Annotated in this window: 26 protein-coding genes and 4 pseudogenes; 17 read left to right on the top strand and 13 right to left on the bottom strand. The window is 60.0% G+C overall.

The features are described from left to right. Position 1 precedes the first annotated feature (1 nt). Complete coding sequence (locus AC5ZG1_RS04855) at positions 2-622, bottom strand: helix-turn-helix domain-containing protein (protein ID WP_028163319.1); 621 nt, start codon at positions 620-622, stop codon at positions 2-4. Between the two features lie 180 nt (positions 623-802). On the opposite strand from AC5ZG1_RS04855, the gene AC5ZG1_RS04850 reads away from it, so the two are divergent. Both AC5ZG1_RS04850 and AC5ZG1_RS04845 read left to right on the top strand, forming a co-directional pair. Beyond that, positions 803-1,126, top strand: a complete 324-nt coding sequence (locus AC5ZG1_RS04850) for a cupin domain-containing protein (protein ID WP_196237252.1) — start codon at positions 803-805, stop codon at positions 1,124-1,126. A 3-nt stretch (positions 1,127-1,129) separates the two neighbouring features. Beyond that, a complete protein-coding gene (locus tag AC5ZG1_RS04845) occupies positions 1,130-1,534 on the top strand; it encodes a cupin domain-containing protein (RefSeq protein ID WP_282530806.1) in 405 nt (134 codons plus the stop codon). Positions 1,535-1,936: 402 nt separating this feature from the next. Here the strand turns inward: AC5ZG1_RS04845 and AC5ZG1_RS04840 are convergent, their stop codons facing one another. Together AC5ZG1_RS04840 and AC5ZG1_RS04835 are read right to left on the bottom strand one after the other, a co-directional pair. Beyond that, the gene (locus AC5ZG1_RS04840) at positions 1,937-2,296 is read right to left on the bottom strand and encodes a BA14K family protein (protein ID WP_496132113.1); all 360 of its coding nucleotides are present in this window, start codon (positions 2,294-2,296) and stop codon (positions 1,937-1,939) included. 157 nt (positions 2,297-2,453) lie between these two features. Further along, positions 2,454-2,843 carry a hypothetical protein gene (locus AC5ZG1_RS04835; protein WP_496132112.1) on the bottom strand — a complete coding sequence of 130 codons (390 nt, stop codon included), beginning with the start codon at positions 2,841-2,843 and terminating at the stop codon, positions 2,454-2,456. Positions 2,844-3,349: 506 nt separating this feature from the next. Between AC5ZG1_RS04835 and AC5ZG1_RS04830 the strand changes: the two genes are divergently transcribed. Then, entirely contained in the window at positions 3,350-4,348 is a 999-nt protein-coding gene (locus tag AC5ZG1_RS04830; RefSeq protein ID WP_496132111.1) for a helix-turn-helix transcriptional regulator, read from the top strand. Here the strand turns inward: AC5ZG1_RS04830 and AC5ZG1_RS04825 are convergent. Beyond that, on the bottom strand, positions 4,345-4,746 hold the full coding sequence (locus AC5ZG1_RS04825; RefSeq protein WP_496132110.1) for a YciI family protein: 402 nt from the start codon (positions 4,744-4,746) through the stop codon (positions 4,345-4,347). The two genes, AC5ZG1_RS04830 and AC5ZG1_RS04825, sit on opposite strands and share 4 nt — an antisense overlap. Positions 4,747-4,945: 199 nt before the next feature. Here AC5ZG1_RS04825 and AC5ZG1_RS04820 point away from each other — a divergent pair, with 199 nt between their 5' ends. The 3 genes from AC5ZG1_RS04820 (at position 4,946) to AC5ZG1_RS04810 (ending at position 8,397) form a co-directional block, all read left to right on the top strand. Beyond that, complete coding sequence (locus AC5ZG1_RS04820; RefSeq protein ID WP_496132109.1) at positions 4,946-5,695, top strand: hypothetical protein; 750 nt, start codon at positions 4,946-4,948, stop codon at positions 5,693-5,695. Between the two features lie 800 nt (positions 5,696-6,495). Then, entirely contained in the window at positions 6,496-6,975 is a 480-nt protein-coding gene (locus AC5ZG1_RS04815) for a hypothetical protein (RefSeq protein WP_496132108.1), read from the top strand. A 228-nt stretch (positions 6,976-7,203) separates the two neighbouring features. Continuing rightward, positions 7,204-8,397, top strand: coding sequence for a hypothetical protein (locus tag AC5ZG1_RS04810; protein ID WP_496132107.1), 1,194 nt, complete (start codon positions 7,204-7,206; stop codon positions 8,395-8,397). 112 nt (positions 8,398-8,509) lie between these two features. Here AC5ZG1_RS04810 and AC5ZG1_RS04805 read toward each other — a convergent pair whose 3' ends face one another. After that, the gene (locus AC5ZG1_RS04805) at positions 8,510-8,704 is read right to left on the bottom strand and encodes a hypothetical protein (RefSeq protein ID WP_496132106.1); all 195 of its coding nucleotides are present in this window, start codon (positions 8,702-8,704) and stop codon (positions 8,510-8,512) included. On the opposite strand from AC5ZG1_RS04805, the gene AC5ZG1_RS04800 reads away from it, so the two are divergent. The 5 genes from AC5ZG1_RS04800 to AC5ZG1_RS04780 all read left to right on the top strand — a co-directional run bounded on the left by AC5ZG1_RS04800 (position 8,703) and on the right by AC5ZG1_RS04780 (position 11,052). Next, positions 8,703-8,969 (top strand): ribonuclease H family protein, encoded by a 267-nt coding sequence (locus AC5ZG1_RS04800; RefSeq protein ID WP_464346785.1) that lies wholly within the window; start codon positions 8,703-8,705, stop codon positions 8,967-8,969. The two genes, AC5ZG1_RS04805 and AC5ZG1_RS04800, sit on opposite strands and share 2 nt — an antisense overlap. Positions 8,970-9,287: 318 nt before the next feature. Then, positions 9,288-9,617 carry a hypothetical protein gene (locus AC5ZG1_RS04795; protein ID WP_496132105.1) on the top strand — a complete coding sequence of 110 codons (330 nt, stop codon included), beginning with the start codon at positions 9,288-9,290 and terminating at the stop codon, positions 9,615-9,617. A 15-nt stretch (positions 9,618-9,632) separates the two neighbouring features. After that, on the top strand, positions 9,633-10,076 hold the full coding sequence (locus tag AC5ZG1_RS04790; protein WP_463331225.1) for a DUF7946 domain-containing protein: 444 nt from the start codon (positions 9,633-9,635) through the stop codon (positions 10,074-10,076). Then, entirely contained in the window at positions 9,959-10,276 is a 318-nt protein-coding gene (locus AC5ZG1_RS04785) for a DUF7947 five-stranded beta-barrel domain-containing protein (RefSeq protein WP_496132104.1), read from the top strand. The genes AC5ZG1_RS04790 and AC5ZG1_RS04785 overlap by 118 nt, the downstream gene beginning before the upstream one ends. A gap of 224 nt (positions 10,277-10,500) precedes the next feature. Then, positions 10,501-11,052 carry a terminase small subunit gene (locus tag AC5ZG1_RS04780; protein WP_456645159.1) on the top strand — a complete coding sequence of 184 codons (552 nt, stop codon included), beginning with the start codon at positions 10,501-10,503 and terminating at the stop codon, positions 11,050-11,052. Positions 11,053-11,356: 304 nt separating this feature from the next. Here AC5ZG1_RS04780 and AC5ZG1_RS04775 read toward each other — a convergent pair whose 3' ends face one another. Further along, on the bottom strand, positions 11,357-11,686 hold the full coding sequence (locus tag AC5ZG1_RS04775) for a hypothetical protein (RefSeq protein ID WP_456645158.1): 330 nt from the start codon (positions 11,684-11,686) through the stop codon (positions 11,357-11,359). A 755-nt stretch (positions 11,687-12,441) separates the two neighbouring features. Beyond that, a complete protein-coding gene (locus AC5ZG1_RS04770; RefSeq protein ID WP_496132103.1) occupies positions 12,442-13,179 on the bottom strand; it encodes a recombinase family protein in 738 nt (245 codons plus the stop codon). A gap of 398 nt (positions 13,180-13,577) precedes the next feature. Between AC5ZG1_RS04770 and AC5ZG1_RS04765 the strand changes: the two are divergent. The 4 genes and pseudogenes from AC5ZG1_RS04765 to AC5ZG1_RS04750 form a co-directional block, all read left to right on the top strand. Continuing rightward, positions 13,578-14,738 (top strand): annotated as a pseudogene (locus AC5ZG1_RS04765) (serine hydrolase domain-containing protein); the annotation flags it as partial. Between the two features lie 195 nt (positions 14,739-14,933). Beyond that, positions 14,934-15,179: pseudogene (locus AC5ZG1_RS04760) on the top strand (serine hydrolase); the annotation flags it as partial. A 416-nt stretch (positions 15,180-15,595) separates the two neighbouring features. Further along, a complete protein-coding gene (locus tag AC5ZG1_RS04755) occupies positions 15,596-16,498 on the top strand; it encodes an NAD-dependent epimerase/dehydratase family protein (RefSeq protein WP_456645155.1) in 903 nt (300 codons plus the stop codon). Positions 16,499-16,504: 6 nt separating this feature from the next. Then, positions 16,505-16,579: pseudogene (locus AC5ZG1_RS04750) on the top strand (hypothetical protein); the annotation flags it as partial. A 195-nt stretch (positions 16,580-16,774) separates the two neighbouring features. Here the strand turns inward: AC5ZG1_RS04750 and AC5ZG1_RS04745 are convergent. From AC5ZG1_RS04745 to AC5ZG1_RS04720, 6 genes and pseudogenes are all read right to left on the bottom strand, one after another. Further along, a complete protein-coding gene (locus tag AC5ZG1_RS04745) occupies positions 16,775-16,927 on the bottom strand; it encodes a hypothetical protein (protein ID WP_496132102.1) in 153 nt (50 codons plus the stop codon). A 35-nt stretch (positions 16,928-16,962) separates the two neighbouring features. Beyond that, the gene (locus tag AC5ZG1_RS04740) at positions 16,963-17,619 is read right to left on the bottom strand and encodes a carbohydrate ABC transporter permease (RefSeq protein ID WP_496132101.1); all 657 of its coding nucleotides are present in this window, start codon (positions 17,617-17,619) and stop codon (positions 16,963-16,965) included. A 1-nt stretch (position 17,620) separates the two neighbouring features. Continuing rightward, entirely contained in the window at positions 17,621-18,481 is an 861-nt protein-coding gene (locus AC5ZG1_RS04735) for a carbohydrate ABC transporter permease (protein ID WP_282532709.1), read from the bottom strand. Positions 18,482-18,549: 68 nt separating this feature from the next. Continuing rightward, positions 18,550-19,587, bottom strand: a complete 1,038-nt coding sequence (locus AC5ZG1_RS04730) for an ABC transporter ATP-binding protein (RefSeq protein ID WP_456645153.1) — start codon at positions 19,585-19,587, stop codon at positions 18,550-18,552. 134 nt (positions 19,588-19,721) lie between these two features. Further along, on the bottom strand, positions 19,722-20,903 hold the full coding sequence (locus tag AC5ZG1_RS04725) for an ABC transporter substrate-binding protein (protein WP_456645210.1): 1,182 nt from the start codon (positions 20,901-20,903) through the stop codon (positions 19,722-19,724). A 51-nt stretch (positions 20,904-20,954) separates the two neighbouring features. Further along, positions 20,955-21,074: pseudogene (locus AC5ZG1_RS04720) on the bottom strand (twin-arginine translocation signal domain-containing protein); the annotation flags it as partial. Positions 21,075-21,920: 846 nt separating this feature from the next. On the opposite strand from AC5ZG1_RS04720, the gene AC5ZG1_RS04715 reads away from it, so the two are divergent. After that, the gene (locus AC5ZG1_RS04715) at positions 21,921-23,519 is read left to right on the top strand and encodes an FAD-binding oxidoreductase (RefSeq protein ID WP_463331217.1); all 1,599 of its coding nucleotides are present in this window, start codon (positions 21,921-21,923) and stop codon (positions 23,517-23,519) included. A 529-nt stretch (positions 23,520-24,048) separates the two neighbouring features. Next, positions 24,049-24,330 carry a hypothetical protein gene (locus AC5ZG1_RS04710; RefSeq protein ID WP_496132100.1) on the top strand — a complete coding sequence of 94 codons (282 nt, stop codon included), beginning with the start codon at positions 24,049-24,051 and terminating at the stop codon, positions 24,328-24,330. Positions 24,331-24,343 lie beyond the last annotated feature (13 nt).

Genomic DNA, 24,343 nt, shown 5'->3' with positions numbered 1-24,343 from the left:
CTCAATCGCGATCGAGGTTGAACCAGAGCGTGCGGACCTTGGTCTTGCCGTGGTTCCAGAGCTTGTGCTTGCGGCGCGAGCTATAGGCGATGAGATCGCCTTGCCGCAGCACGTGCTTGATGCCGTCGACCTCGACCGTTAGTTCTCCCTGCAGCACGAAGCCATATTCGAATCCGTCATGGGTGATCGGATGCTCGGCGCTGCCGGTATGCGGGGCATATTCGTTGACGGCGACGGAGACCCCGCGGCTGCGGTCTTCCCGCATCAGCCGCCGCACGACATGCTGCGCGGTCTCGACCACGCGCGCCTCGGACGCGCGCACCACGATCTTCTCCTCGGCAAGGCTGCCGCTGACGAGCAGATCCGACATCGTGACGCCGAGCGCGCTCGCGATCACGATCAGCGATCCGATCGAGGGCGAGGCGCGTCCGCGCTCGACCAGGCTGAGCATGGAGGTGCTGAGGCCGGAGACGTCGGCGAGCTCCTGCAGCGTCAGTCCGCGCGCCTGCCGCAATTCGCGGATGCGCACGCCGATCGCCGCAAGCGTGTTCGCGGTGGTTTCGGCGATTTCCTCCGACAGATGGGCAAGATCGGCATTCGTGTCGGTCTCGGATTGGCTCATGTGCTGACGCTCCGGCGCCGTTCGTCCTGGTCTTCGCAAAGAAGACGTTGCGTGTCCTGTGATTTTGAATATACTAAAAATACTTTAGTTTGGATCAAAAAATAGGCGGCGATGGCCAATCTCAGGTTTTCCCAGGTTCGAGTCATCGACAGCGCCGCCGGATGTCCAGAAATACCGATCGTGGAGGGCGAGGGCAACGCGAAGGTTGTGCTGTCGCCGCACAATGGCGCCGCGTTCCGCAGTTTTCAGCTGGTGTCGCTGCAGCAGAATGCGCGCACCATCGACCTCCGCCATGCGTCCGACTGCGTGTACTACGTGATCGCGGGCGAGGGCGCGATCGTCGATACGGCCGGCGGCTCGCGGTATGAGGTGGCCGAAGGGCACATGGTCCATATCGACGCCGGCGATCGCTATCGTATCGAGGCGGGCGCAGCCGGCATCAAGGTGATCGGCGGGCCGTGCCCGGCGGATGCCAATCCCAACTCAACGATCGCAGCGAGCTAGACCATGGCCATTCGCCTGTTTCATCGCGACCATCCGACGCTGCGGCTGCCGCTGATCTCCAAGGACGCGCGCTTCGTGATCTGGCCTGGCGTCGGCGCCTGGCAGGCGAATCTCAACTATGTCTGCCTCGAACCCGGCGAGGCCAACGTCCCCCACATCCATACCCAGTCGGAGGACACGATCTTCATCCTCGAAGGCGAGGGGACGATTCACGACTACACCAACAACATCTCGCTGCCCTTCCATGCCGGCTGCGTCGTCCACGTGCCCGTGGGCGTCAAGCATGCGGTCGCAGCCGATCGCGGCAGCCATATCGTCAGTGTCGGCGGTCCCTGTCCGGCTGACGTTCCGCTGCTGAAAAAGGTTGGTGCGCTGCCGGCGGATGCGACGCCGCCGCTATCGGCGTAACGGGGCCGGCTTTGCACGACACCAGCCACCTCGTGTTCCAGCGCGAATACTACATTGTGACCCTCAGCGACGAATGTCGCTCCGCGTGGCGCTGGGAAATCAAGCGCAGAGGCGCGCCGATGGGCGTCAGAGTGACCGGAGATGGATATTCGTCCCAGCGCGCGGCGGAAGAGGCTGGAAAGCAGGCACTCGCGGAGTTTCTCCTTGCGGTCGCTTCCGAGCAGAAGCGCGGATGAGATGATCGCGTCGACGTGTGCTCGGAACGAAGCGCTCGGCCAGACCTCTCCGCCTGCTCGGCGAACCGCCAATCTCTTATCGCAGGCCCCAGCAAACAAAAAAGGGGCGGCGGTGTCACACCGCAGCCCCGAAATCAGATGCAGTCGCGACTGCATCTCAAAGAACTTACTGGCAGGGATACCGCCGGCCCTTTGCCACGTACGTATTCGTCGCTGAATCGTAGGAGCGGTAGCGCTGCGCGCAAGAGGCCGCGTGCTGCTGGGCGGCGGCGGCTTCCTGCTGCGCGGCGGCAGTGGCCGCACCGGCCGCGATGGCGCCGCCGATGAGGCCGCCGACCAGTCCGCCAACACCGGCACCGTTGTCATAGCACTGTCCGTAACGGCACCAGACCTTCTGGGTGAATGCCGGGACCGCGGCCGCAAGACCCGTGCCGGTCGGTAACGGAGCCGAAATCGCGGAGGCTGAAAGCGCCACGGCACCGGTGGTGGCCATCAAAACGACTTTCAAAATGTGATCGATGCGCATCGAATCTCCTGCTTCATTCCTGTGGGCGCAGGCCGGCGCCTGCCTCCCGATTCCTGAACATGGATTACGGGCTCGCCTGGCTTCGGCCCCGGCGAGACCGTACACGCACGGCCGGTTACAATTCGCGCGTCAGCTTAAGTTCACAGATGGGCGGTGTTTATTGGCCGGCTGCGTCCACGACGCGGCACAGGTTATTGCTGACACCCGGAGCCAATTGTCCTGGCGGCAAGACGAAGACCGCATCGACGCGGCTACCTCCGCCTTCCTTGCGGACGACGACTTGCAACGTTTGTGGTCGGCCGGATCCGGTTGTTTCTTGCTGAGTGGTCAGCGTGCCAAGCTTTTTGTCCACGTTCACACCGACAAAGCCCTCTGCCAGAACGGCCCGGGACACCTTGTCAAGGGCGACACTGGGATTGACTGACGGGAAAATCATCCAAGTCTTGTGGGTCATGCCCGTCACCATCGGAACGCCGGTGCTCTGGAAGTGCTCTGCGCAGCCATCGGCCAGTGCGGGCATAGACGACAGAGCCATGAGCGTGAACACGCAAGTTATTCTTGTAAGCATGCTTTCATAACCTGTTGGAGTAAGTCGGGAGGATTGAGACCAAACGCGCCGTGAGTCCATGGATGCCTTCGCATTCTGGATGGAGGCATTCGGATTTTGGCTAGTGCACGGAGTGATCCTGCAAGCGATCGGCGATCTGGCCGACGTAGCAAACGCCGACGCTCGCATTGCTACGTTCACCCGTGGGCGGAGCCCGCCTTCAACGAGCGCTGCGGGAATGGATCGGCGCTTTTTCGGAATAGAGGCCCCACGAATTAAATCGAATCTTATCTTTCGCGACAGGTTGCGCGATCTGGATGTTTCGTTCGACGATTGGATATTGAGAGAAAGAATTGATAGAAAGAGGCCTCGACCTGAGTTTGCCAAAGCTGTGCCAGCGTGGTGACGCGGGTCTGTGCCTCCGGCGGACGCCCCGAACGATGGATACTCGGTCTGGCGGGTGAGATCGGTTCGCGTCCAGCAAAAGTCCAATGGTCAGGATTTGCATGAACGAAGATGTACTCGCCGCACCTCCCACGCGATCAGGATCTTCGTTTCAAGAGTTGCTTGAAATACTCCAACCTCACGGGATCAATGCCCGCTCCTCGCCGAGGCCTGGCAAATCATTTCGTTGGCATGCGGATGTTGCAGTTGGAGCAGGAATTGACGTCGTAAGGGCGGAACTTTCTGCTGGTTGGGATTGGCGCTATTCATACGAGAATTCATTGGGAGAGCTTGCAATAAGCTTGCTGAATGCCGGCAAGGCCGAAATGCTCATTGCAGGAAAGAACGTGCAACGAACGCCCTCTGAAATCGCCATCGTATCGCTTCCGACGTTGCAAGAGCAGAGGGTCGAAGCGGTCGATGGAAGATACTCAAGTGTAACGCTAACGTTGCATACGGGTATGGTTACAAAGGCGCTGTCTGCGACGTTCGGGAGCACAGCATTGGAAGATCTCAATTTGACACCAACGGTCGATTTGTCTACCGGCGCCGGGCAGATCCTTTTTCAGCTTGTTCGTGCCAGCACGACTGGCTTGTATGACGGGATCCTGGCACGCTCTCCGAAAGCCAGCGCTCTGCTGTCAGAAGCTGCGATACAGCTCATACTTGAAAATGTCCCCCATCGGCTGATCGACCGGTTGAGCCGCTACCCACTGGATGCGCCTCCTCGTTACATTCGGCGGGCTATCGAGTATATGCGCGCCAATCTTCATCTGCCGCTTACGATAGCCGATATTGCTGGGACGGTTGGTGTTAGCAGCCGATCGCTAGAATCGGGATTTCGTAGAATCCATGGCACGACGCCTGTCGCCTATTTGCGAAGAATTCGACTTGAGGCGATCCACGATGAGCTATCGCGACCAGAGAACTTGCTTCCGGTAAGCGAAGTTGCACTGAAGTGGGGTTTTACTCACATGGGCCGTTTTGCAGCGTTGTACCGCTCCGCATTTGGCTTGTATCCGTCCGATACAGTCCGGCGAGCGCGAGGGTTCTGCGACTAAGAGGGTTCGCTGTCGTCAACGGCTTCCGTCAGTGGAAAGGCCGTGCCCGGAAGATAGAGCGTGATCGGCCGGATCTCGTAAACGGCCGTTGGATTGACCCGACGCAGGTCGCGCGCGGCTTCGATTGCGGCGTCCTCGCTGGCGCAGTCGACGACGTAAAAACCAAGCAGTTGCTCCTTGGTCTCGGCAAAGGGGCCGTCGATCACGACGCCGGCGCCCGGACCGCGCAAGGTGCGGGCTTTTCCGGTCTCGCCGAGCCGCGCCGCCGGCCCGAGGCGGCCTTCCTTGGTCAAGCGGTCATGGACTTTATGCAGGTCCGCCATCAGCGCGGCATCTTCCTCCGGCGTCCAGGACATGACCTCCGTTTCGACGTGATAGGCGAGGATGGCGTAGAGCATCGGTACCTCTCGTTGCTGGATAGCCAAGTGAAGGACGTCTGCAACAGACCGAATCCGACAAATCGTCCTGGCCGGGTTACCCTTTCTGAGCCGCCGCGTCCTTCATTTTTGTGCACGATGGCCGCTCGCGCCTTGTTTTGGCCGCAAGACGGGAATTCAACAAGCAAGTTAAAGTGTAAGCGTGTTCTGAGGTGTCCTTATGGTGGCACTTGCGGAGACAGCTCCTTCTGACCTGGTCGACGAGCTCACCGCGCATGCGGTTGCCAGCATCGAGACTGCTGATCATTTCTCTTTACCCTTCCCCCATATCGTCTTCCGCGATTTCTTCCCGGCAGATTTTTACCGGGATCTGGTACGGAGCGTTCCCACTAAAGGATATGATCCGATCACCGGCACGGGCACCCGTATGGCGCTGCGCCTTTATGGCGAGAACGTAGAGCAGATCGATCCGTCACTGCGACCCGCATGGGCTGCGGTGTCGACCATGCTGACCTCGATGGAGGTCGAGTGCGCGGTCCGGCGCAGACTGTACGACGGGCTCGAAATTCGTGCGCGCGGCGACAAGGTGCCTCGCCCCGATGATTTGAAGCTGGTCGCGAAGCCGGTGGTCTACTGGGACAGGGACGGCTACCAGATCAAGCCGCATCCGGACACACGCAAAAAGGTTGTGACGATGCAGCTCTATTGCCCGGCCGACAGCAGCCAGGAAGCGCTCGGCACGACGCTTTATCGGGCTTCGCTCAGAGGCCTGTTTCACGTCGGCTCCTATTGCCTCGAGCCTGTGAAAACCATCCCCTTCCTGCCCAACCTCGGCTACGCGTTCGTGGTCCTGAAAGCCTATCACTCCCTGACAAAGATAAGCTGGCACGGCCGCCCGCCCATCAAGACGGATCGCCCTCGGATATCCATCCTCAACACCTTCTACATGAACGAGGATGTCGGCTTCTGATCTGGGCCGTGTACAGCCACGACGGCGCTGCGGCGCTGCTTTCAGAACTGGGCCGGTTGAGCGGGTGGACTGGGCCAATCCGATCGCAGGTTGTTCGGGTTATTCCTGTCGAACAAGTCCTGCCTTAAAATGCCGCTCGGGTAGGCATTGATTGATGGTGGCATTCTGCGGAGGTCACGGGTTGGCGCGACGATGACGCCGGGCCGAACGACACAATTGGCGGGATAGCCAACGGATTGGCAGTAAATTACGGCGCTCGCGCTTCCAGTGCTCGCAGCCGAGAAACCAACAATCAGCGATGCCGACAAGGCAATCGATCGCTTCATTTTTTGCCTCCGTAGCTTATCCACTCCCGTAGCTGATCCTCGGAAAAATGATCGCAAATGGAGTGCTGCGCTATGCCAAAGCGGCAAATGTCGAACCAAGGATTTCCGCTCCGGGTCCGTTTGCAGAAACCCCAATAGCTACGCCGCCTGCGGATTTGACCGCATGCGAAAGTACATGCAACGCGTTGTTTTATCGTGATTTTTGGAGCTGAGCGATGGAGCGGGTGAAGGGAATCGAACCCTCGTATTCAGCTTGGAAGGCTTTCGGCGGCTGAATACTTTCAATTCCCGTTCGGACAAATCTCCTCAAAATCCTTCATTGCGTGCAAACGGTTTTTTCGCCTTGTCCGAACAGACGACAGGTGCGGCATGCCGGTAACCGAGGCCCGGACATACTGCCGCCGTTGCCGCGCCAAGCTCGCCGAGCCGACCGAGAACATGCGCTCGTCGTTCTGCTGTCGAGGCTGCTATCGGATGTTCTTCGCGGCCAAGTGTCTGGTCTGCGAAGGCACCATGAAGCGCAAGGCGGGGAACCAGCTCGTCTGCTCCCGCCCTGGATGCAGGACCGAGTTCCGGTTACTCAAGCGTCACGGCGTTCTCGGAAGCTTTGCAGGGCCAAAAACTTCGCAAGTGGGCAGGGGTAGCGCTCAACACCGTTCTGCTTTCGGAATCACTGAAAATACAGAGAGTGAACGTGTCGAAAGCCACCGACCCTGCCGTATCGCGGCGGGTTCAGCGCTGACCCCCGTCCAGCTCCGACTGGTCACCGTCGGAGCCGCCTTCGGAAACTGCCCCTTCGAACAAGACCGCAAGCTCAATAGGCGCCACTGGCTCGACGCCGAGCGTAACGAGATGGAGGCGGGCGGCTACTTCGAGGATACCGAGTGGCGCGCGGCGGCCAGCTCTGACGCAGTTGGATGTTTCGTCGCCAACCGCGAGATCGCAAATGGATGATGTGCCCGCTCATCCCGAGTTCCTCCTCGTCAAGAGGAGTTGGGGTGACGTCTTTTTCCCGAATACAGCGCCGCTCAAACTCGAGCGGCACAAGGAGCAACGCCTCCCGCGGCAAACGGAAGGCGTTGGAACTTGGGCGTCGAAATCTTTGGAAGGATTCGATCATGCCATTTGTGTGCAAACAAAGCAAGCGCACTGTGAGCCGCCCTCTCAATCTGAGGGCCAGCGATGGCGTATTATTGGGATAGCCAGACCGAGCGTGACCGGCCGCTAGGATTCCACTGGCGTTCGAGCGGATTATCCGAGGCGCTTGGGTTAGCCCCGGCTGATCGCGCGCTCGAGTCACTGCTCACCGAGGCATGCTTGGCTGCTGAGGACTGCTGCGCGGTCTCGTATTCTCGATCCAAAGACTTCTATGCCGGCATCGGCCGATATCACGGCACGGGTTGGAGCTATCGCCGCGTTTTGCGCAGCGTAGCTGAAGCGGAAAGGCTTGGGCTAATTCGAGACTACCCCGTTCCTCCCGGAAATCGCGGCTGGCAATCTTGGTTGGAGGCTACGGACGAGCTGATGGGCGTTTGGCGAAGTCGACCGCAAGCGCTGAACCATAGCCCCGGTGACCCGATAGTGCTACGCGACGCCAACGGCGACAGCATCGGCTACCAAGACACCGCCATGACCGCGCGTCTGCGCGGAGAACTGCGCGAGGTCAATGGCATGCTCTCGTCGATCAAAATCGAGGTCGACGGCGTGGCCTGGCGAGGCCGACACATGGTCTTCACCGGTGCCGACGGCGCGCAAAGCTTCGTCCGGCCGGTGCCAGGCAATCCGGTGCGGCGGATCTTCGCCCGCAGCTCGTTCAAGCTCGGCAGAAGGGCCTACGGCTGGTACCAAAATATTCCGAAGGAGTGGCGCAAGCGCATCATAATCAACGGGATGACGACGGCCGAACTCGACTTTCGCGCGATGCATTTGTCCATGCTCTACAACGAGGCCAACACGCCGATGCCGGCGGGCGATCCATATGCGATTCCAGGATGGCAACGCGTCGACGTCAAACTGGCCGTGAATATCGCGCTCAATGCCGCGACGACGCAGGGCGCAATCGGTGCGCTCAGCCAGGCCACGGGCTTCTCAGCGCCGAACGACAGGCCGAGGGCCGCCGAGGTCATTCTCGCTGTCCGCGCCAAGCACAACCCTATTGCCGGCGCGTTCGGCTCCGACGCAGGCATTCGCCTGATGCGCCGAGACTCCGACATCATGATGCGCGCGCTGAAGATTCTAAACACCGACGGAACACCAGGGCTACCGGTTCATGACAGCTTAGTAGTGCCGCAGCGCCACGCGGTGGCCGCAGCAGCAGCGATGAGCCGAGCGTGGGCAGAACTATCAACAGGGCCGAACGCAGCCCGGATAGGATAACCCCCGCGGGGGGAGAAGGGGGAAGGAACCTACTCCATTATGTAGGTACAAAGTCGAAGAACCTTAATCCGATCAATGGTTTCACCCGCAATGGAAGGATCGACGTGAAAATCTACTTCACTGAGATCGACAACATCATGATGAAGGACCGGACGACTTTGCCTTGCTCATGTTCTTGCGCCGGCATCACTGGGGCCGCCCGTTCTGCATCGCCAACGAGATACACGCCGTCGTGCGTGGAGGCTGATGGCGCCGTCAGCGATTCACCGCGCCACGGGCCCGGCTGATCAAATCGGGGGATATCCATGTGGTTAGCCGGCCTCGCTCAAGCCGAACAAGTCCGATGGGAATGGGCGAGACGTCATTGCGGCAATCGGGGCAATCTATTCACCGACAAACTCGCCTCAATTCGCCCGGAGGAGCTACTGACGGTCAATCCCGACCATAGGGAAATCATGAGCCATTGGAATCCCGAGCGAACAGGAATTGAATTGGTCGATGCGCAATTAGCAATTCGCTTTCTTAATGAAGGGCTCCCATTCTTAGCGCTTCACATTTCATGGTTTGCATGATCAAGGAAATGCGGGCCTTACCAATTGGAGCAATGCACCAAGCATTCCTTGAACAATTGACCAGCAGGCAATCTGCGGCCGTCGAATTTTTTGGCCCAAGTGAACCGCGAGAAGCGGAAAAGATGGCATTGATCACCGTCCCGGCGGCCACAATGAATTGCAAATGCCGTCGCCCGTATTGTCACGTTGGCCTCGTCAAAGAATTGACCGTTACAGATTCCGGATCAGGTATTGGCCGTCCGAATACCGACGCCGGTGTCGATAGTCCCTCAGATCACCAGAGCGAAACCACGTCGGAATCCGGGTGTTGAACCGCCCTTGCTTTCGAAAGTGGCGTTTTTGACATCAGTCGAACGAAAAATGGGTCAAATTCCCGCGACGGTTGCAATTTTCCTCGATTGTGTAATGCTCATTTCGCAGGGGAAAATTATGGACGACCAAGTGTTTGAACCTGTACCGATCAGGTACACGGGCCTTTTTGCTGACAGTCATCTTGTTGATGCCAACCACTTCGGTAGATCGGTAGCCAGCATCGCCCGTATCGGCAACGATATAGTTCACCTTCTTTTCTTCGCCGAAATTGCGTCTCCGAAGAGGCACAAGATCAATTTCTACGTCAGGCCAAGCAAAGAAAACGGGCTTTTGTAGGAAATCATTGCGGTGATGAACAACGGCGCAATGCCGATGTTTCATCCGATCTTGCTGAAGCTTGGCAGCGTCCTGGTCGAACGGATATTCGACGTAGTGATCAAGACCGCGCTTGGTCGGAAAACGGATGCCGGGATGGCTATGGATAAACTTCACGACCTGGCTACGCAGCAGATGGAGTTTAGCCGAGAGGTTCACGCCGGCCAGATGCAGGACAAGGCGTGGATGCAAGGTATGATTGAACGGCTGGTTGCCGAAAACCGGACGCCGTTGCGCGAGCTACCAGCTCCCGTTGGCCACAGTGTTCGCCAATTGCAGATAGGCTCGCCGCGGTTGGACCGATGGTTGACGAGCCAGCGGCGGAGGTATTGCGGGCAAGAGAGCCGCTTGAACTCGGCGACACCGCTGACCAAGTTTTCGTTGAGGGCGTCTTCAAGACCAATGGCGCTTGTCGTTTGAAATTGGTGCCGGATAATCGTATCGTTTCAGGGAAGATCACCGACCCTGCACTAGCGATGCCAAGCAACGTCTATACAACGGCACTGGATCGCAATCTGCCCTTGAAGGTCACGGCGAAGCCAATTCTCAAAAACGGGGTAATCCACACCCTGTATGTCAGTGATGCGAAGTTGGCAGACACCGACATCGTGGCCGGGTGATCCTTTGCATTTGGGGAGCTATTCGATCCCAAACTGCCGAAGCGGACCGATCGGGCCTACAATGTAATCCGCGAACTGTGCCAAAAACGGGTAGGGTGGTGCACGTGGGCAAGCAAATAGAGGCTGCGGACCTGATCCAGTCTTTGAAAATTTGTAAAGCTGTTTTCGGTAACGTCTTCTCGCGGGAAACGCTGCCACTGCGACGGCTACTACGGTGACGATCCATGCCAATCCTTAAGAACCCCAAACATGAGCGCGTCGCCCAGGAGCTGGCGAAAGGACGCTCGGCTGCCCAGGCGTACATAGAGGCAGGCTACAAAGCCAATAGGCACAACGCCTCCGCTCTAGCCCGGACGCAACCCATTAAAACCCGGGTATCTGAGCTGCTTGAGAAGCGCGAAAGGGTGGATGCGAAAGCCACCGAGAAGGCCGTGGAGAAGCTCGCGCTGACCAAAGAGTGGGTCATAGATAAGTTAATCGAGAACGTTGAGCGTGCGCTGCAAGCCCGGCCGGTGCGTGGCAAAGAGGGGGAAGAGCAGGGCGAGTACCAGTACCAGGGAAGCGTCGCGAACCGCGCGCTGGAGCTGCTCGGCAAGGAATTGGGCATGTTCATCGACCGGAAGGAACTCGGTAAGCCGGGCGAGTTCGAGAGCATGACGGACGAAGAACTTGACTCCTGCATCGCAGAGCTTCTCTCGCCCGGAAAAGCTGGGTCTGGCAAGGGTGCTCAAGGAATGGGAGCTTCGCCGTCAAAAAGAATGCAGAAGCCTCACTGAGCTTCGTAAGGCAAGCGTCCTAAGCCAACGAGCGCGCCACTACGGGAAGGAAAGGCTCGGCCATTTTGATGAGCGAGTCAGATGGGACGCCGTCGTCAGTCACCGCTCCACTCGGGCAACGAGCGGTGGGGTCGCGTTTTTGGTTGGCCACGCTAAGAAAATAAGCTTATTCAGCAGGCAAGATTTAAGACGACAAAGAGGCTGAGGAGAGAGCGGCGGCTCATTTGCGATCCAGAATTCCGAGTTAGCCTCTGGTTTCCAATGCACGCGGTAGTGATCAAGAGCGCCACCACTACGCCGGCTTTCAGTCGAACTTTCTGATCTGCTCGGGCGAAGACATATGGACCGCGCGTTCATCAGGGCCTCGCCTCACTTCAGCACGCACCGAGGTCGCCCGGGAGCACGGGGCTGATTTCGAAACGGCAAGCTCGGCGACCATGCTCAGGTGCCCGAGGCCACCACAGTGCGCCTGGTTGGTACTCTCGATCTCCACGCGCGAGGCGGTATGGTGTCGCATTAAGCTTGAGGCCTTCTCCAGGGCCTCTCCGATGTGCGCCGCGTTGACGATTCCGAAGAGTGCGCGCTCGCCCTCGCTAGTATCGAAAAGTTTGTAGGTGAATAGTCCGGGGGCCATGTCGCCCTCCTAGTCTAGTAACTACCCAGCGGCGGACCGGTCTACGCGCCAGCGATCCGCAAAGTAGTTACCGTGTGTTGCAGATGACCTCTTGCCCGAGACGCTGACAGCGCGTCGTGGACGGCGGTGAGGCGGTTGACGCTGCAATCTCAGCTCCGGCCGCAGCAATTCCAAGCCTGCTTGCGTGCCGTGCTTCGCGGGTTTGCTGCTGGATCAGCCGGCAATTCGAATATTCCGGCGTTCCGAATTGGGTGCCAATTGATTGGCAATAGGCGGCGTCCTGCTGGGCTTTTCAGGACCAGCGATGGCGTCGCCGACAATTGATCCAGCGCACGCGCCAAGAGTCGGGGCGAGCCCGACGAGAACGGAGAATACCAAGATCCGCAAATTCAGCCCTCTGCGCTGAGCCCGGCTGGTGCCGGGTGGTTGAAATTCAGCAGCAGAGGTGCTGACCCCCAATATTCCCACCGCACCGGGAGCGACCCGGTGTTGCTACTAGCGGTTATTTTTGGAGCCACCCGGCGTAAGCCGTTCTACCTCTGCTGCCTTCGATACGCACTAGCGGATTTCAAGCCACCAGCGCGCGGGCGGAACTTATTTGGGTAATTTGCCGACGTAAAGCCGGCCACAGGAACTTGATCCGTGAGCTACCCCAGCCTGTTGCTAATCGCGCTCGCAAACGAGGTGTGGTCGATCTTGTCCGACTCAAATTGTGGCCATCCCGCTGCTGACCAAAGATTAGGGCTCGTGCGCGGTCAAGACACTCGCTTCCGTCGACGTCCACGCTTCGGCTCTGCGCCCTTGGCCGCGCCGCCTGGGAGGCTATCCAGCATCGACGCCACAGCCGAGGCCGAATAGGCTTTGCCGTGCGGCGTTGTGAATCCCTTCGATGCAAGCGCGGCGGAAATCTGGCGCAACGATAGCCGCGGGCGCTGCTCGCTCAGCTCGCGGGCGCAGCTCACCAGCTCGGGCTCCTTCTCGGCATAGGTCTTGCGGCCCTCGACCTTGCCGACCTCTTTCCGCTTGCGGTCTCGCGCCGCCCGTAACTTCGCGACCGTTGTCGCTTTGTCGAATTGCGCTATGGCGCCCAGAACCTGCCGGACGAGCACGGCTGTGGGCGTATCCTCGACGAAGAAGTCCGGGGCGCTGGCGGGAACCAGCATCACACCCAGCCGCTTCAAGTAGTCATGGCCGGCGAGCTGTACGGCCAAGTCGCGGGCGAAGCGATCTGGGCTTTCAACGATGATTGTGCGGACGCCGTTGCTGGCGATCCGATCGAGCATAGCTGAGAAGCCAGGACGAGCCGTGACCGGATCGGCGCCCCTAACAGCGGCATCGTAAAACCAATCAACGATCTCGTAACCCGCCACTCTAGCATAGCCTGCGATGGCTAGCCTTTGGCGGCGCTCGCTGTCCTTGCCCTCGCCAACGTTTGCGGCGCTGCTGGTACGCATATAAGCGACAGCTTCAACGGGTTTTGCCTTGCGTACCACGGCTCTAAGTCCGGTTTGTACTTAATTCTTCAGAAAGCAGTACAGCACGCAATGGATTTCCGCAAGATGGGACGGCCAAAGTGCTACGGGCGAGCGGTGTCCCTCCAGCAGCCGAAGCGAATGCCGACCAAGTCAAATCAGCAGCTTTGGGCCCAGGAAGAGACATTCTGACTGGGGTTGATCTCGGCTTCGATCACCTCGTCGGCGTATCAGCCAGGGTCACGAGAGATTTCCGCTTGGCGGTCAGAACCGACCTCGCACAAGCCATTTGGCACATCGAATGCGGTCAGCAATTATGGGTTGTCTTGCCGGAGAGGTTGACTAGGCTGGAGCGGTATCATGGCCACAACGGCCGCTGTTCATTTCAATGGGGCGTTGCAACAGGGGAGTGCCGCATCATGTCCTTGCCAGAGTCGATTGCGGTATTTTGCCCGGGCAGGAGCGTAATTGCCGCCAAGTTAGTTGCCTTATGTCTTATTTGGGCTGCCGCGCCGATACCAAGCCTTGCCGACACATCACCGCCTCAGATCGCCGGCGTGCCCATATCCGAGGACCAGATCGACAAGGCTATCGCTGGCCTCGACGCGCTCGCGAGCGACGTCATGAAGAGGAGCGGTGTGCCGGGCATGGCGGTGGCGGTGGTGCGAGATGGCAAAACGGTCTACGCGAAGGGTTTTGGCGTCAGAAAAATCACCGAGAGCCAGCCGATCGACGCAGATACCGTGTTTCAGATCGCTTCCCTTTCGAAATCCCTTGCGGCCAGCGTGGTGGCTCATCAAGTCGGCGCGGGCATCATCAACTGGGAAACGCCTCTCGTCGCGCGCTTGCCCTGGTTTAAGCTCGGTGATCCCTGGGTTACGCAGCATGTCACGATTGCCGATATGTTCAGCCACCGCTCGGGCTTGCCGGAGCACGCCGGCGATGATCTGGAAGATCTCGGCTATGACCGACGAACCGTGCTGGAACGCCTACGTCTGCTGCCGCTCCACGGCTTCCGCGATACTTACGCCTATACAAATTTCGGCCTGACGGCGGCGGCGGAGGCTGTGGCTGCCGCATCGGGCAAGGGCTGGGAAAACCTTTCCGAAGATGTCCTTTACAAGCCGCTCGGCATGACCGCGACTAGCTCACGCTTCGCTGATTTCGAAAGGCGATCGAATCGCGCTTTTGGGCATGTGAAGGTCGGCGCCGGCTTTCAGCCGAAGTATCAACGTCTGCCCGACCCGCAGTCGCCGGCCGGCGGCGTCAGTTCGTCGGCAAATGATCTCGCCCGCTGGGTGGCGATGGTGCTGCAAAACGGCAAATTCGAAGGTCGGCAGATCATTCCAGCAGATGCGCTGCTTCCGGCCGTGACGGCCGAGGTCATTTCGAGCCACTCCTCCGCGGTCGACGCAAGGCCTAGCTTCTACGGGTACGGATTCGGCGTTGGAATCACACCGGCAGGCCGCACGATGATTAGTCATTCCGGTGCCTTCGCGATGGGGGCCGGGACCCATTACGCAATAATCCCGTCGGCCGGGGTTGGCATCGTCGTGCTGACGAACGCGGGACCGGGCGGTGCAGCGGAGGCACTCGGCGCCTCCTTCACGGATCTTGTCCAGTTCGGCATGATCACGCGGGATTGGTTTGCTGTCTATAGCGTGGCGATGGCGGGGCTCATGGCGCCGATAGGCGATCTCGTCGGCAAATCGCCCTCCACCACTCCAGCGCCGACGGCAAAGCTTTCATCCTATGTCGGTACCTATGCCAGCTCCTATTTCGGCAATGCCGAGATCTTTCAGGTGAATGGCCATCTGGAGCTGAAGATCGGACTTTCGGGCACGCCATACGTGCTGACACACTGGAACGGTGACGTGTTTTCGGTGAGCCCCTCCAGCGAGAACGAACCGGATGGTTCACTGTCGTCGATCACATTCGAACGGAGTGGTAACGAGCCGGCACACGAACTGACGATCCAATATCTCAACAGCAACGGGCTCGGCCTGTTTCTGAGACGTTGAAAGGCGCTCGTGCAAGCGCGGCTGACAGACGTCCTTCGGAAGGCAACATGACTCAATTCGTCACGGGCCGGCGCCAAACCCGGGATGAAGTCAGTTCGCCGACTAAAATTGCTTTGACGCCTAATGCGGGGAGGGGCGCGGTCCTTCGATCCCGCGTGCGTCTAGTCACGTGAATCTAAAGTTCGCCACATATCGAGCACGCTGTTCTTTGCGGCGTTACTGCGCGCATGGCGGTGTGGTGGTGGCGCTGTCGCGGAGCACCAAGATCGATCGCATCGGGAACAACGCCGCGATCTTCGACTTTGAGCTTTCATCGGAAGAGATGGCAACAATCGGCGCGCTCACGCGACCGGGAAGCCGAATTATCAGCCCTTCCGGTCTTGCACCGGACTGGGGGCATGTAGGGAGCAACAGGCATGAACATCTTCCTGACCGGCGCCAGCGGCTTTATCGGCGGCACCGTCGCCCTCCGGTTGAAGGCATCGGGCCATCGGATCCGCGGCCTGGTGCGGTCGCCGGAGAAGGCGGCGCGGCTGCAGGCGCTCGGCATCGAGCCGGTGCTCGGCGATCTCTCGGACACTGCGCTGCTGGCGCAGGAGGCGAAGTCGGCGGATGCGGTGATCAATGCCGCCAGCTCCGACGATCGGTCCGCGGTCGACGCCTTCCTTGAAGCCCTCGCCGGCAGCGGCAAGCCGTTCCTGCACACGAGCGGCACCAGCGTGGTGGCCGACGACGCCCGCGGCGACTGGGCCTCGGACCGGATCTATGACGAGGACACGCCGATTGTGCCGGTGCCGGGCAAGGCGGCGCGGGTCGCCATCGACCGGCTGATCATCGGCGCCGCCGGCGGCGGTTTACGGTCCGTCGTCCTGTGCAACAGCCTGATCTACGGCACCGGTCGGGGGCTGCACCCCGACAGCGTGCAGATCCCGACCCTGGTCGCGCAGGCGCAGCAGACCGGCATCGTCCGCCATGTCGGGCGCGGCCGGAACATCTGGTCGAACGCGCATGTCGAGGACATGGCCGAGCTCTACGCGCTGGCGCTGGCCCGCGCCCCGGCCGGTGCCTTCTACTATGTCGAGAACGGCGAGGCCTCCTTCGCCGAGGCCGCAGCGGCGATCGCCCGGCGCCTCGGTCTCGGCGCGCCGCAGCCCTGGCCGATCGACGACGCCATCGCCGCGCTGGGCTTCGGCCACGCCGTCTATTCGCTGGGCTCGAACAGCCGGGTGCGTGGCAGGCGCGCGCGGGCGGAGCTGGATTGGTCGCCCAAGCACGCTTCGTTGACCGCCTGGATCGAGAACGAAATGCCGGTGCGCTGATGCGCCCTGCGTCGCACCGCTGTCTTCGTCGATAAGATTTTCAAGGGTGCGAAGCCTGCCGACCTGCCGGTCGAGCGGCCGACCAAGTTCGAGTTGATCATCAACTTGAAGACCGCAAAGGTGCTTGGTCTCACCGTGTCACGATGCTGCCCTCCCGCGCGGACGAGCCGATCGAATAGAGCTGCTTGCTGCGGTGCATGGGCTGGAAATGGCACTTTTGCGAAGTGCCAACCGGCTCTGACCGTGCATGCTAAGGCGCAGCACGAAAATGGCCGATTATTTGACCGCGCCGCCTGTGATGCCGCTGATGAAGCGGTCCAAAAAGAGATTATAAGCGATCGCCACCGGGATGCTGGAAATGAGCGCCGCGCCCATCAATTCGCCCCAATAAAAAATATCTCCGCGGATCAAATCCGTCGCGACTCCCAAAGTAACAGGCTTCTCGCTGGAAGAGGAGATGAAGGTCAGCGGTACACGAATTCCTGCACCGTTAGCGTGAACGCAAAGATCACTACGGTCAGAATGGCAGGCACCGAAAGAGGAAGGACCGTTTTCACGAATGCCCCCACGACAGTGCAGCCGTCGACAATTGCGGCCTCCTCGATCTCTCGCGGCACCGACTTGAAGAAGCCCATGAGCAGCCAGGTGCAGAACGGGATGGTGAAAGTCGGGTAGACGACGACAAGAGCCCACATGCTGTCCTGCAATCCGAGCAACGTAACGACTCGTGCTAAAGGCAGGAACAGAAGCGTCGGCGGCACCAGATAGGTCAGGAAGATACCGATGCTCAGATTTTCGCCGCTACGACCCGGCATGCGCGCTAGTCCATAGCCGGCTGGCAGGGCCACGAGAAGAGTGATCGCCACGACACAAAGCCCGATGAGGGCGGAATTGGACAGCCATTGCACGAATAGCGTGTCTTCAAACAAATAATTGAGATGCTCGAGCGTCGGCGGCGCGTTGAACCAATAAGGGATGGACTTGAGATTGTAGAGGTCGCCGTCAGTTTTGAAAGTGGTGATCAGCATCCAATAGAAGGGAAACGCGGCGAATACAACCAAAGTAACCACCGCGGCATAAAACGAACTCTGCCCAACTACTTTTCCGGCAAGGCGCGGCATGTCAAATCTCCCGCCGCCGCAGCGACCGCAAGAGAAAGATCACCGCGACCAAAAGGAAGGGGAACAGGAACAAACAAATGGCCGCCCCGTGAGCGACATCGCCCGAGAGGATGCCCACCTGAAACGCCAGCGAGCCGAGCACCTGCGTGCTGTTGATCGGTCCGCCCTTCGTCAGCAAATAGACGACGCTGAGATCCGTGAAGGTGAACACGGTGCCAAAGATCACAGCGATCATGATGATCGGGGCGATGATTGGCAGGATGATCTGATAGTTGCGCCGCCAGAAGCCCGCACCGTCGATCGTGGCGGCATCGAGCACATCCTGCGGCACCGACGTGAATCCGGCAAGGAAGATCACGACGCCGAAAGGAAATAACCGCCAGGCATGCACGACCGCCACGGCAATCATCGCCAAATCTTCTTGCCCCAGCCACTGTGGCCGGTTTGCCGCATCGATCAATCCTACCGCGATCAGCGTCCAGTTGATGACGCTATAGAGCGAGTCGAACATCCACACCCAGGCCAGCGTCGCCAGTGACACCGGTACTGCCCAGGGCAGAACGATAAGCGCACGGGCAAGCCGGCGCCCCGGGAACTCCTGCATGAGGAGCATAGCGCCGATCTTGCCCAGCAGCAGGCCGATGATTTGGGCACTGATCGTGAAGATGAGGGTGTTGGCCAGCGTCCGCCGGAAGATCTCGCTGTCGATGACCTCGCGAAAGTTCTTCAACCCGACAAACGCGTAGCTCGGATTGAAGATGCTGTAGGCGCTGACGCTGTAATATAGGGCAAGTAGGAATGGCAGCCCGACGAGCACGACGACATAAAGGATCGCGGGGAGGATGAACAGCGGCCCGAGCACCTCGAGCCGATCGAACGTAAACCGCGATCGCGCCCGCCGGCGGGGCGCGGCTGCCTCGGCGATCGCGCTCATCGAGCCTGCTCCTTGGGGCTGACGGTACGCCGACCGTCCCGGTCGAAATAGCGCAGCTCGGCTTCCCGAACCGCAAATTTGTGCCATTCACCGGCGCGGATGCCAGACAGCGGAACGTGGGCCGGCAGCTTCGCCGTGACTTCGCGCTTCGCCTGGAAGCCATCCAACGCGCCGTACAAGATACGCTCCGATCCGAGATACTCCATGCGATCGATGCGGAAGGGCAGCTCGGAGAGAGCGGCTCCATCAAGCATCTCCCGCGGCAGGAAATGCTCCGGCCGAAAGCCCAACAGTCCACCGTTATGCTCGACCAGGTTCATGGGCGGGGTGCCGAGGAAACTCGCGACAAAATCGTCGGCGGGGTGGTCGTAAATCTCGCTTGGAGTTCCGACTTGTCGGAGCTTGCCGTAGTCGATAACCGCGATGCGATCGCCCATGCCCATGGCCTCGACCTGGTCGTGCGTGACGTAAATGGTGGTCGTTCCCACCTTCTGCTGGAGCTGCTTCAGCTCACTGCGCGCGCTTGCCCGTAGCTTCGCGTCCAGATTGGACAGCGGTTCATCCAGCAGGAACACGGTTGGATTGCGTACGAGCGCGCGGGCCAGCGCCACACGCTGGCGCTCGCCTCCCGAAAGCTGGCGGGGACGCCGGTGAAGCAAGCGATCGATGCCGAGCAGGCCAGCCGCCCAATCGACCTTGCGCTTGATCTCGGGCCGCGGCGTACCCTGCGTCTTCAGCGGAAATGCAATGTTGTTGGCGACAGTCAGGTGCGGATAGAGGCCATAGCTCTGAAACACCATAGCGACGCCACGTGCGCGCGGCGTGATGTCATTGACGATTTCGTCGTTGATCAGGACGTCGCCGGACGTTTGCCGCTCGAGACCGGCGATGATCCTCAGGAAGGTGGTCTTGCCGCAACCCGATGGACCGAGCAGCACCAGAAACTCGCCGTCGCCGACTGATAAGCTGACACCATCGACGGCAGCGACGTCACCGAAATCCTTTCTGATGTCTTTGGCAACCACCGCGGCCATCTGGACTTCCTCTGTGCCTTGAGCAGTGACCTAAAGCCCTCCGCGGCCGGCAGGCTGCAATTGCCTTGCCCGATCGGTATCAACGTTTCGCGAGGCGAGCAGCTCTACCCGCCCGCCCCGCTGTTCGAATCGGTTCATACCGCCGACCATTTCTTGTAGATCAGCTCGATCTCTTTCTGCGCCCAGGCGACCGCTTCCTCTGGCGTCGCTTTGTCGGTCGCGGCCTTGGCCATCATGTCGACGAGGATGAAATTGTCCGCGACCTCGTCCGAGGCCGGTCCGGCCGGTCCCGGATAGCCATAAGTAGCGTGCCACTCATTGGCGGTCTCCAGCACCTGCAGCTTGTCGGCTGGGTGTGAGGTTGGGTCGTTTGACAAGATCGGCATGGGCTTGGGCAAGATGTTCTCGAACAGCGGATGATTGTAGCCCGTGCTCGCCTCGAAGGATGCAACCCAATTGTCAGTCCAGTAGTGCAGGAACTCGATTGCTGTGTCCTTGTTGCGCGCGAAACGCCAGACGACGTAGGAGTTGGGCGCTCCACTCGCCAGCCTACGCACAGAGCCGGCCGGCGTCTTCCAGACGTAGATCTTGTCGGCCAATTCGGGGCTGGACTTCTGTATCGACCGGTATGCGGAGATCGGGTTGTGAATCCATGATCCTCGACCGGACGCCAGATACCGGTTGTTGCTGGCATCGTCCCAGGACAAGACTTCCGGTTCCATGGCTTCTTTATAAAGGGCGCGAACCAGCCTCACGACCTCGAGCGTCTCTTTCGAGTTGAGGGTGACGCGCTTGCCCGTCTCGTCGCATTCAGACGCGCCATAGCTCCACAACATGCTGCGGTACGAGAGGTTCGGGTCGACGGAGTGCCCAAGCCCGATACCAATCGGGGTGCCCTTCGCCTTCAGCTTGGCCCCACCGACGCGGATATCTTCCCAAGTATCGGGTTTCATCCCGATCTCGTCCCACAGGTCCTTCCGGTAAAGGCCGGGGAACCGGATGTAGTAGGCCGGAAGGGCGCTCCAGACCTTCGTACCCTCGTTGTACGCGATCTGGCGACCGATCGGCTGGACCTTGCCGTGCTTCTTCTCCACCTCGCTGACGAGACTGGTGAGATCGACGACATGTTTTTCGTACAGGTGCGGGCCGCCCGATCCATTGAAGGCAAAAACGTCGTGTCCGGCTCCCGCAGAAATCTCGGCCGCGGCGCGCGCCGGTAGCTCCAGATGCGGGATGTGATCAACAGTTACGGTGACGCCGTTCTTCTTGCCCCACTCCGTTGCAAAACCATCGAACCATTTATCGTATTGCGGCACGAAATGGCTCCACTGGAGGATCTTGAGTGTCTTGGCCTGTGCAAGAGCGCTAGACACAAACGGCGACGAAACCGCCGGCGCCAAACCCGCAGCTCCAGCCGCGGCGCCCACCTGCTTCAAGAACCCGCGTCGTGTGACGGATGATGTGCAAATTTCTCGTTCTGACCGCATGTTTGTCTCCTCCTGACAAGTCGTCCGGGGCAACCACATTGCAACGTGGAAGCCGCTTTTGCAGGCTGGCGCTAAAAATGCCTTAGCCTGCTTCCTCGACTGCGGTGGGCGCCAATGTATGTAAAAGCCTCGCCTCCTAGGTCGGCAGGCGCGCTGCAAAACTGGCCTCCTGGTTGGTCCGGCCCCCAGCTTGTCCAAAGACGGTTATTCAGGCCGCGATAGAATACGTCGATACCCGGGGCACACCCGTCATGGCAGCCGGCTCTGACCATAGCTCAAACCGCGCCCGTGTCAGTCGGCGCGCTCCACCACTCCTGGGCGCGAGCCAAGCCGAGGCTAGGGATGGGTAACTAGCGATGGGGAGCTACAGCACCTGCGTAACCCATCGTTTCTCCCTAACAGGGCAGGACGAGGTCACCCGGCAGTGCAAGTTGAAGTTATGGTACTCCTTCTTCCGCACGGCCACAAATATTCCTCTTTCAGCACCGCCATAAAAGAGAATGACCGACGTGGGGGATACCCAGCCGAGCGAGATTGCTGCACTGCAGCCAACACGCACGCCGCGCGCCATTGGAGCGAGGGGGCGCAGGAACGTCGAAGCCCGTGATCTCCTCGCTCCGATCTACTGCTGGTTCACGGTTTCGGCACGCTCGACTCGAAGGAGGCGAAAATCTTACTCGACGCGGTGGCGCCATGGAGGACACTTATCGTCGCGAGGGCCGGAAGGGAAACGTCGGCTCTTGGCCCCGAGCCGAAGTCGCTCGAATTGGTTCGAATGTCCGCAACCGCGGGTAGACCGGACGTGACGTGCGCTAGGCTTAACCGCTGCTCCTGCGAGGAACGCTCATGACCGACACAAGGCTGAAACATTACGGCTGGGGACGCGAAGGCGAAGGCATGAGCGAAGAGGAACGGAAGTTTGTCCTCGGCCGCTATCACGTCAAATTTGGAGCTGACGAATTCGACACGGTCGCTGTTCCGGGCCTTGAAGAGCTCTCCTTGCGGGAGCCGCGCGTGGTGCCGCCGGCTTCCCTCACGCCCTTCTGCACGAGCGAACGCTACGATCGTGCCGCGCACACCTATGGCAAGTCCTATCCGGATTACGTTAGAGCAATGCTTGGCAATTACGATAGTGCGCCCGACGTCGTCGCCTATCCGCGTAACGAGTCGGAGATTTCCGCTGTGATGGACTGGGCGGGCTCCGTTGGCGCTTCGCTGACACCTTTTGGAGGCGGATCGAGCGTGTGCGGCGGCGTCGAGCCGCGGGTTGACGGCATCACGCACAAGGCTGCCGTCAGCCTCGATCTGCGCAATCTCTCCAATGTCATCGAAGTAGATCCGTTATCGCGCGTCGCATCGATCGAAGCTGGCGCCTATGGTCCGTCTCTGGAAAACCAGCTCAAGCCGCACAACTTCACCTTACGGCATTTTCCGCAGAGCTTCGAATATTCAACCCTGGGCGGCTGGATTGCGACACGATCGGGCGGCCATTTCGCCAGTCTTCATACTCATATCGACGATTTCGTCGAAAGCCTGCGCGTCGTGACGCCTGTTGGCGTGCTGGAGACGCGCCGACTTCCCGGCTCGGGTGCCGGGCCGAGTCCCGACCGCATGTTCATCGGCTCGGAAGGAATTTTGGGTGTGATTTCGCGCGCCTGGATGCGATTGCAGCCCCGTCCAAAGTTCCGCGCTGGCGCATCGGTTCGCTTTCCCTCATTTTTCGATGCCGCGTGCGCTGTGCGTGCGGTCGCGCAAGCCGGCCTCTATCCCTCCAATTGCCGGATCCTGGACCCACGGGAGGCCTTCAACACGGGTGCGGCCGACGGCAGCACTGCAGTCATGGTGCTCGCATTCGAATCGGGCGATCATCCTCTGGACGCCTGGTTCGCGCGCGCACTTGAATGCTGCGCCGACCACTGCGGGACGCCGGAGCCTGCGACGGCGAGCGACGCGCATCTCCAAGGCGCGGCAGGCGTCTGGCGCAACGCATTTATTCGCATGCCCTATGCGCGCGAATTTCTGACGCCCGCCGGCCTCATCAACGATACGTTCGAGAGCGCCATCACCTGGGATCGGTTCGAAAACTTTCACGACAAGGTCAAAGCAGCAACCGAACGCGCGATTCTGGAAGCAACTGGGATCAAAGGTGAAGTCACCTGCCGCTTCACCCATGTCTACCCGGACGGGCCCGCACCCTATTTCTCCTTCCACGCGCGCGGTCGACACGGCGCGCTTCTCGAACAGTGGCAGGCCATCAAGAACGCGGCAAGCGACGCGCTGATCACCGCAGGCGGCACCATTACCCATCATCATGCCGTTGGTCGCGATCATAGACCCTGGTACGACAGACAGCGGCCAGAGCTTTTCGCCGCCGCATTGCGGGCAGCCAAGCGCGAATTGGATCCGGAAGGCATGCTCAATCCGGGCGTCCTGATTGATGCCTAGGCGCGTGCTGTCGAAAGAGCTCTTCGCGCGCGAGATCCCCCGGTGCTACATAGGGTCGGCATTTTAGGGCCGGCTTGCGCCAAAAGCTGTGCTTCTGCGACGTCGCGTTTCCTCGCGGGCTCGATGATATCATCGAACAGCGCGGCTACTCGCGCTCCGTATTCGCAGAGCCTCCATGGCACCGATGATCCGGTTGCGCCATTGCTTGGCTCGACGAGAGCATGCTGGCGTCCGGGATGGCCCGGCGCGCCGTGGCAACAGCTCAACGGTGAATTGGCATCGCGCAGGACATCAGGCGCTCCCCGGCAAGAGGAACGAAACAGTGGCGCGGTCCAGATGGCTTAAGATCTCTGAGGCGCCGAGATCACACTAAGCCGAGTCGGCGAGTTTGTTTCCATGTCGCCTATCTCCCGAGCTGCGCGGCTGCGCCGCATCCCTTGTCTTGAAAATATGAGGTTGAACTAGGAACCTTCGCGAACCGGCGCGTTCGTATTCGTACAAAGTGACGCTACGATGGGGAGGACCCTCCATGCGAACCATAATCGTTGCGATGCTTGTTGTGAGCGGAACCATGATCGCCCTGCCGGCGCTGGCGCAGCAGCAGACGGCACCCAACCCGCAGCAGGTGCAAGAGGAGGCGGACAAGGGTGCCAAGACCCGCCAGTCCGGCGAGTCAGGCTATGTCGGTGAGCAGGAAAAGCCGGGCGCTTCCACCCATCCTCCTGGGCGGACTGACACTGCTCCGCCGACAACGGGCTCAGCCACCGGCACCTCGACGGGGGCGGCTGGCAGCGCTGAAAGGCCGCGTTGAGCCTCGTAGAGGG

It is taken from the genome of Bradyrhizobium sp. Leo78, assembly GCF_059512425.1.
Note: the sequence above shows the minus strand (reverse complement) of the source record. Positions and strands in the feature narration are given on the sequence as shown.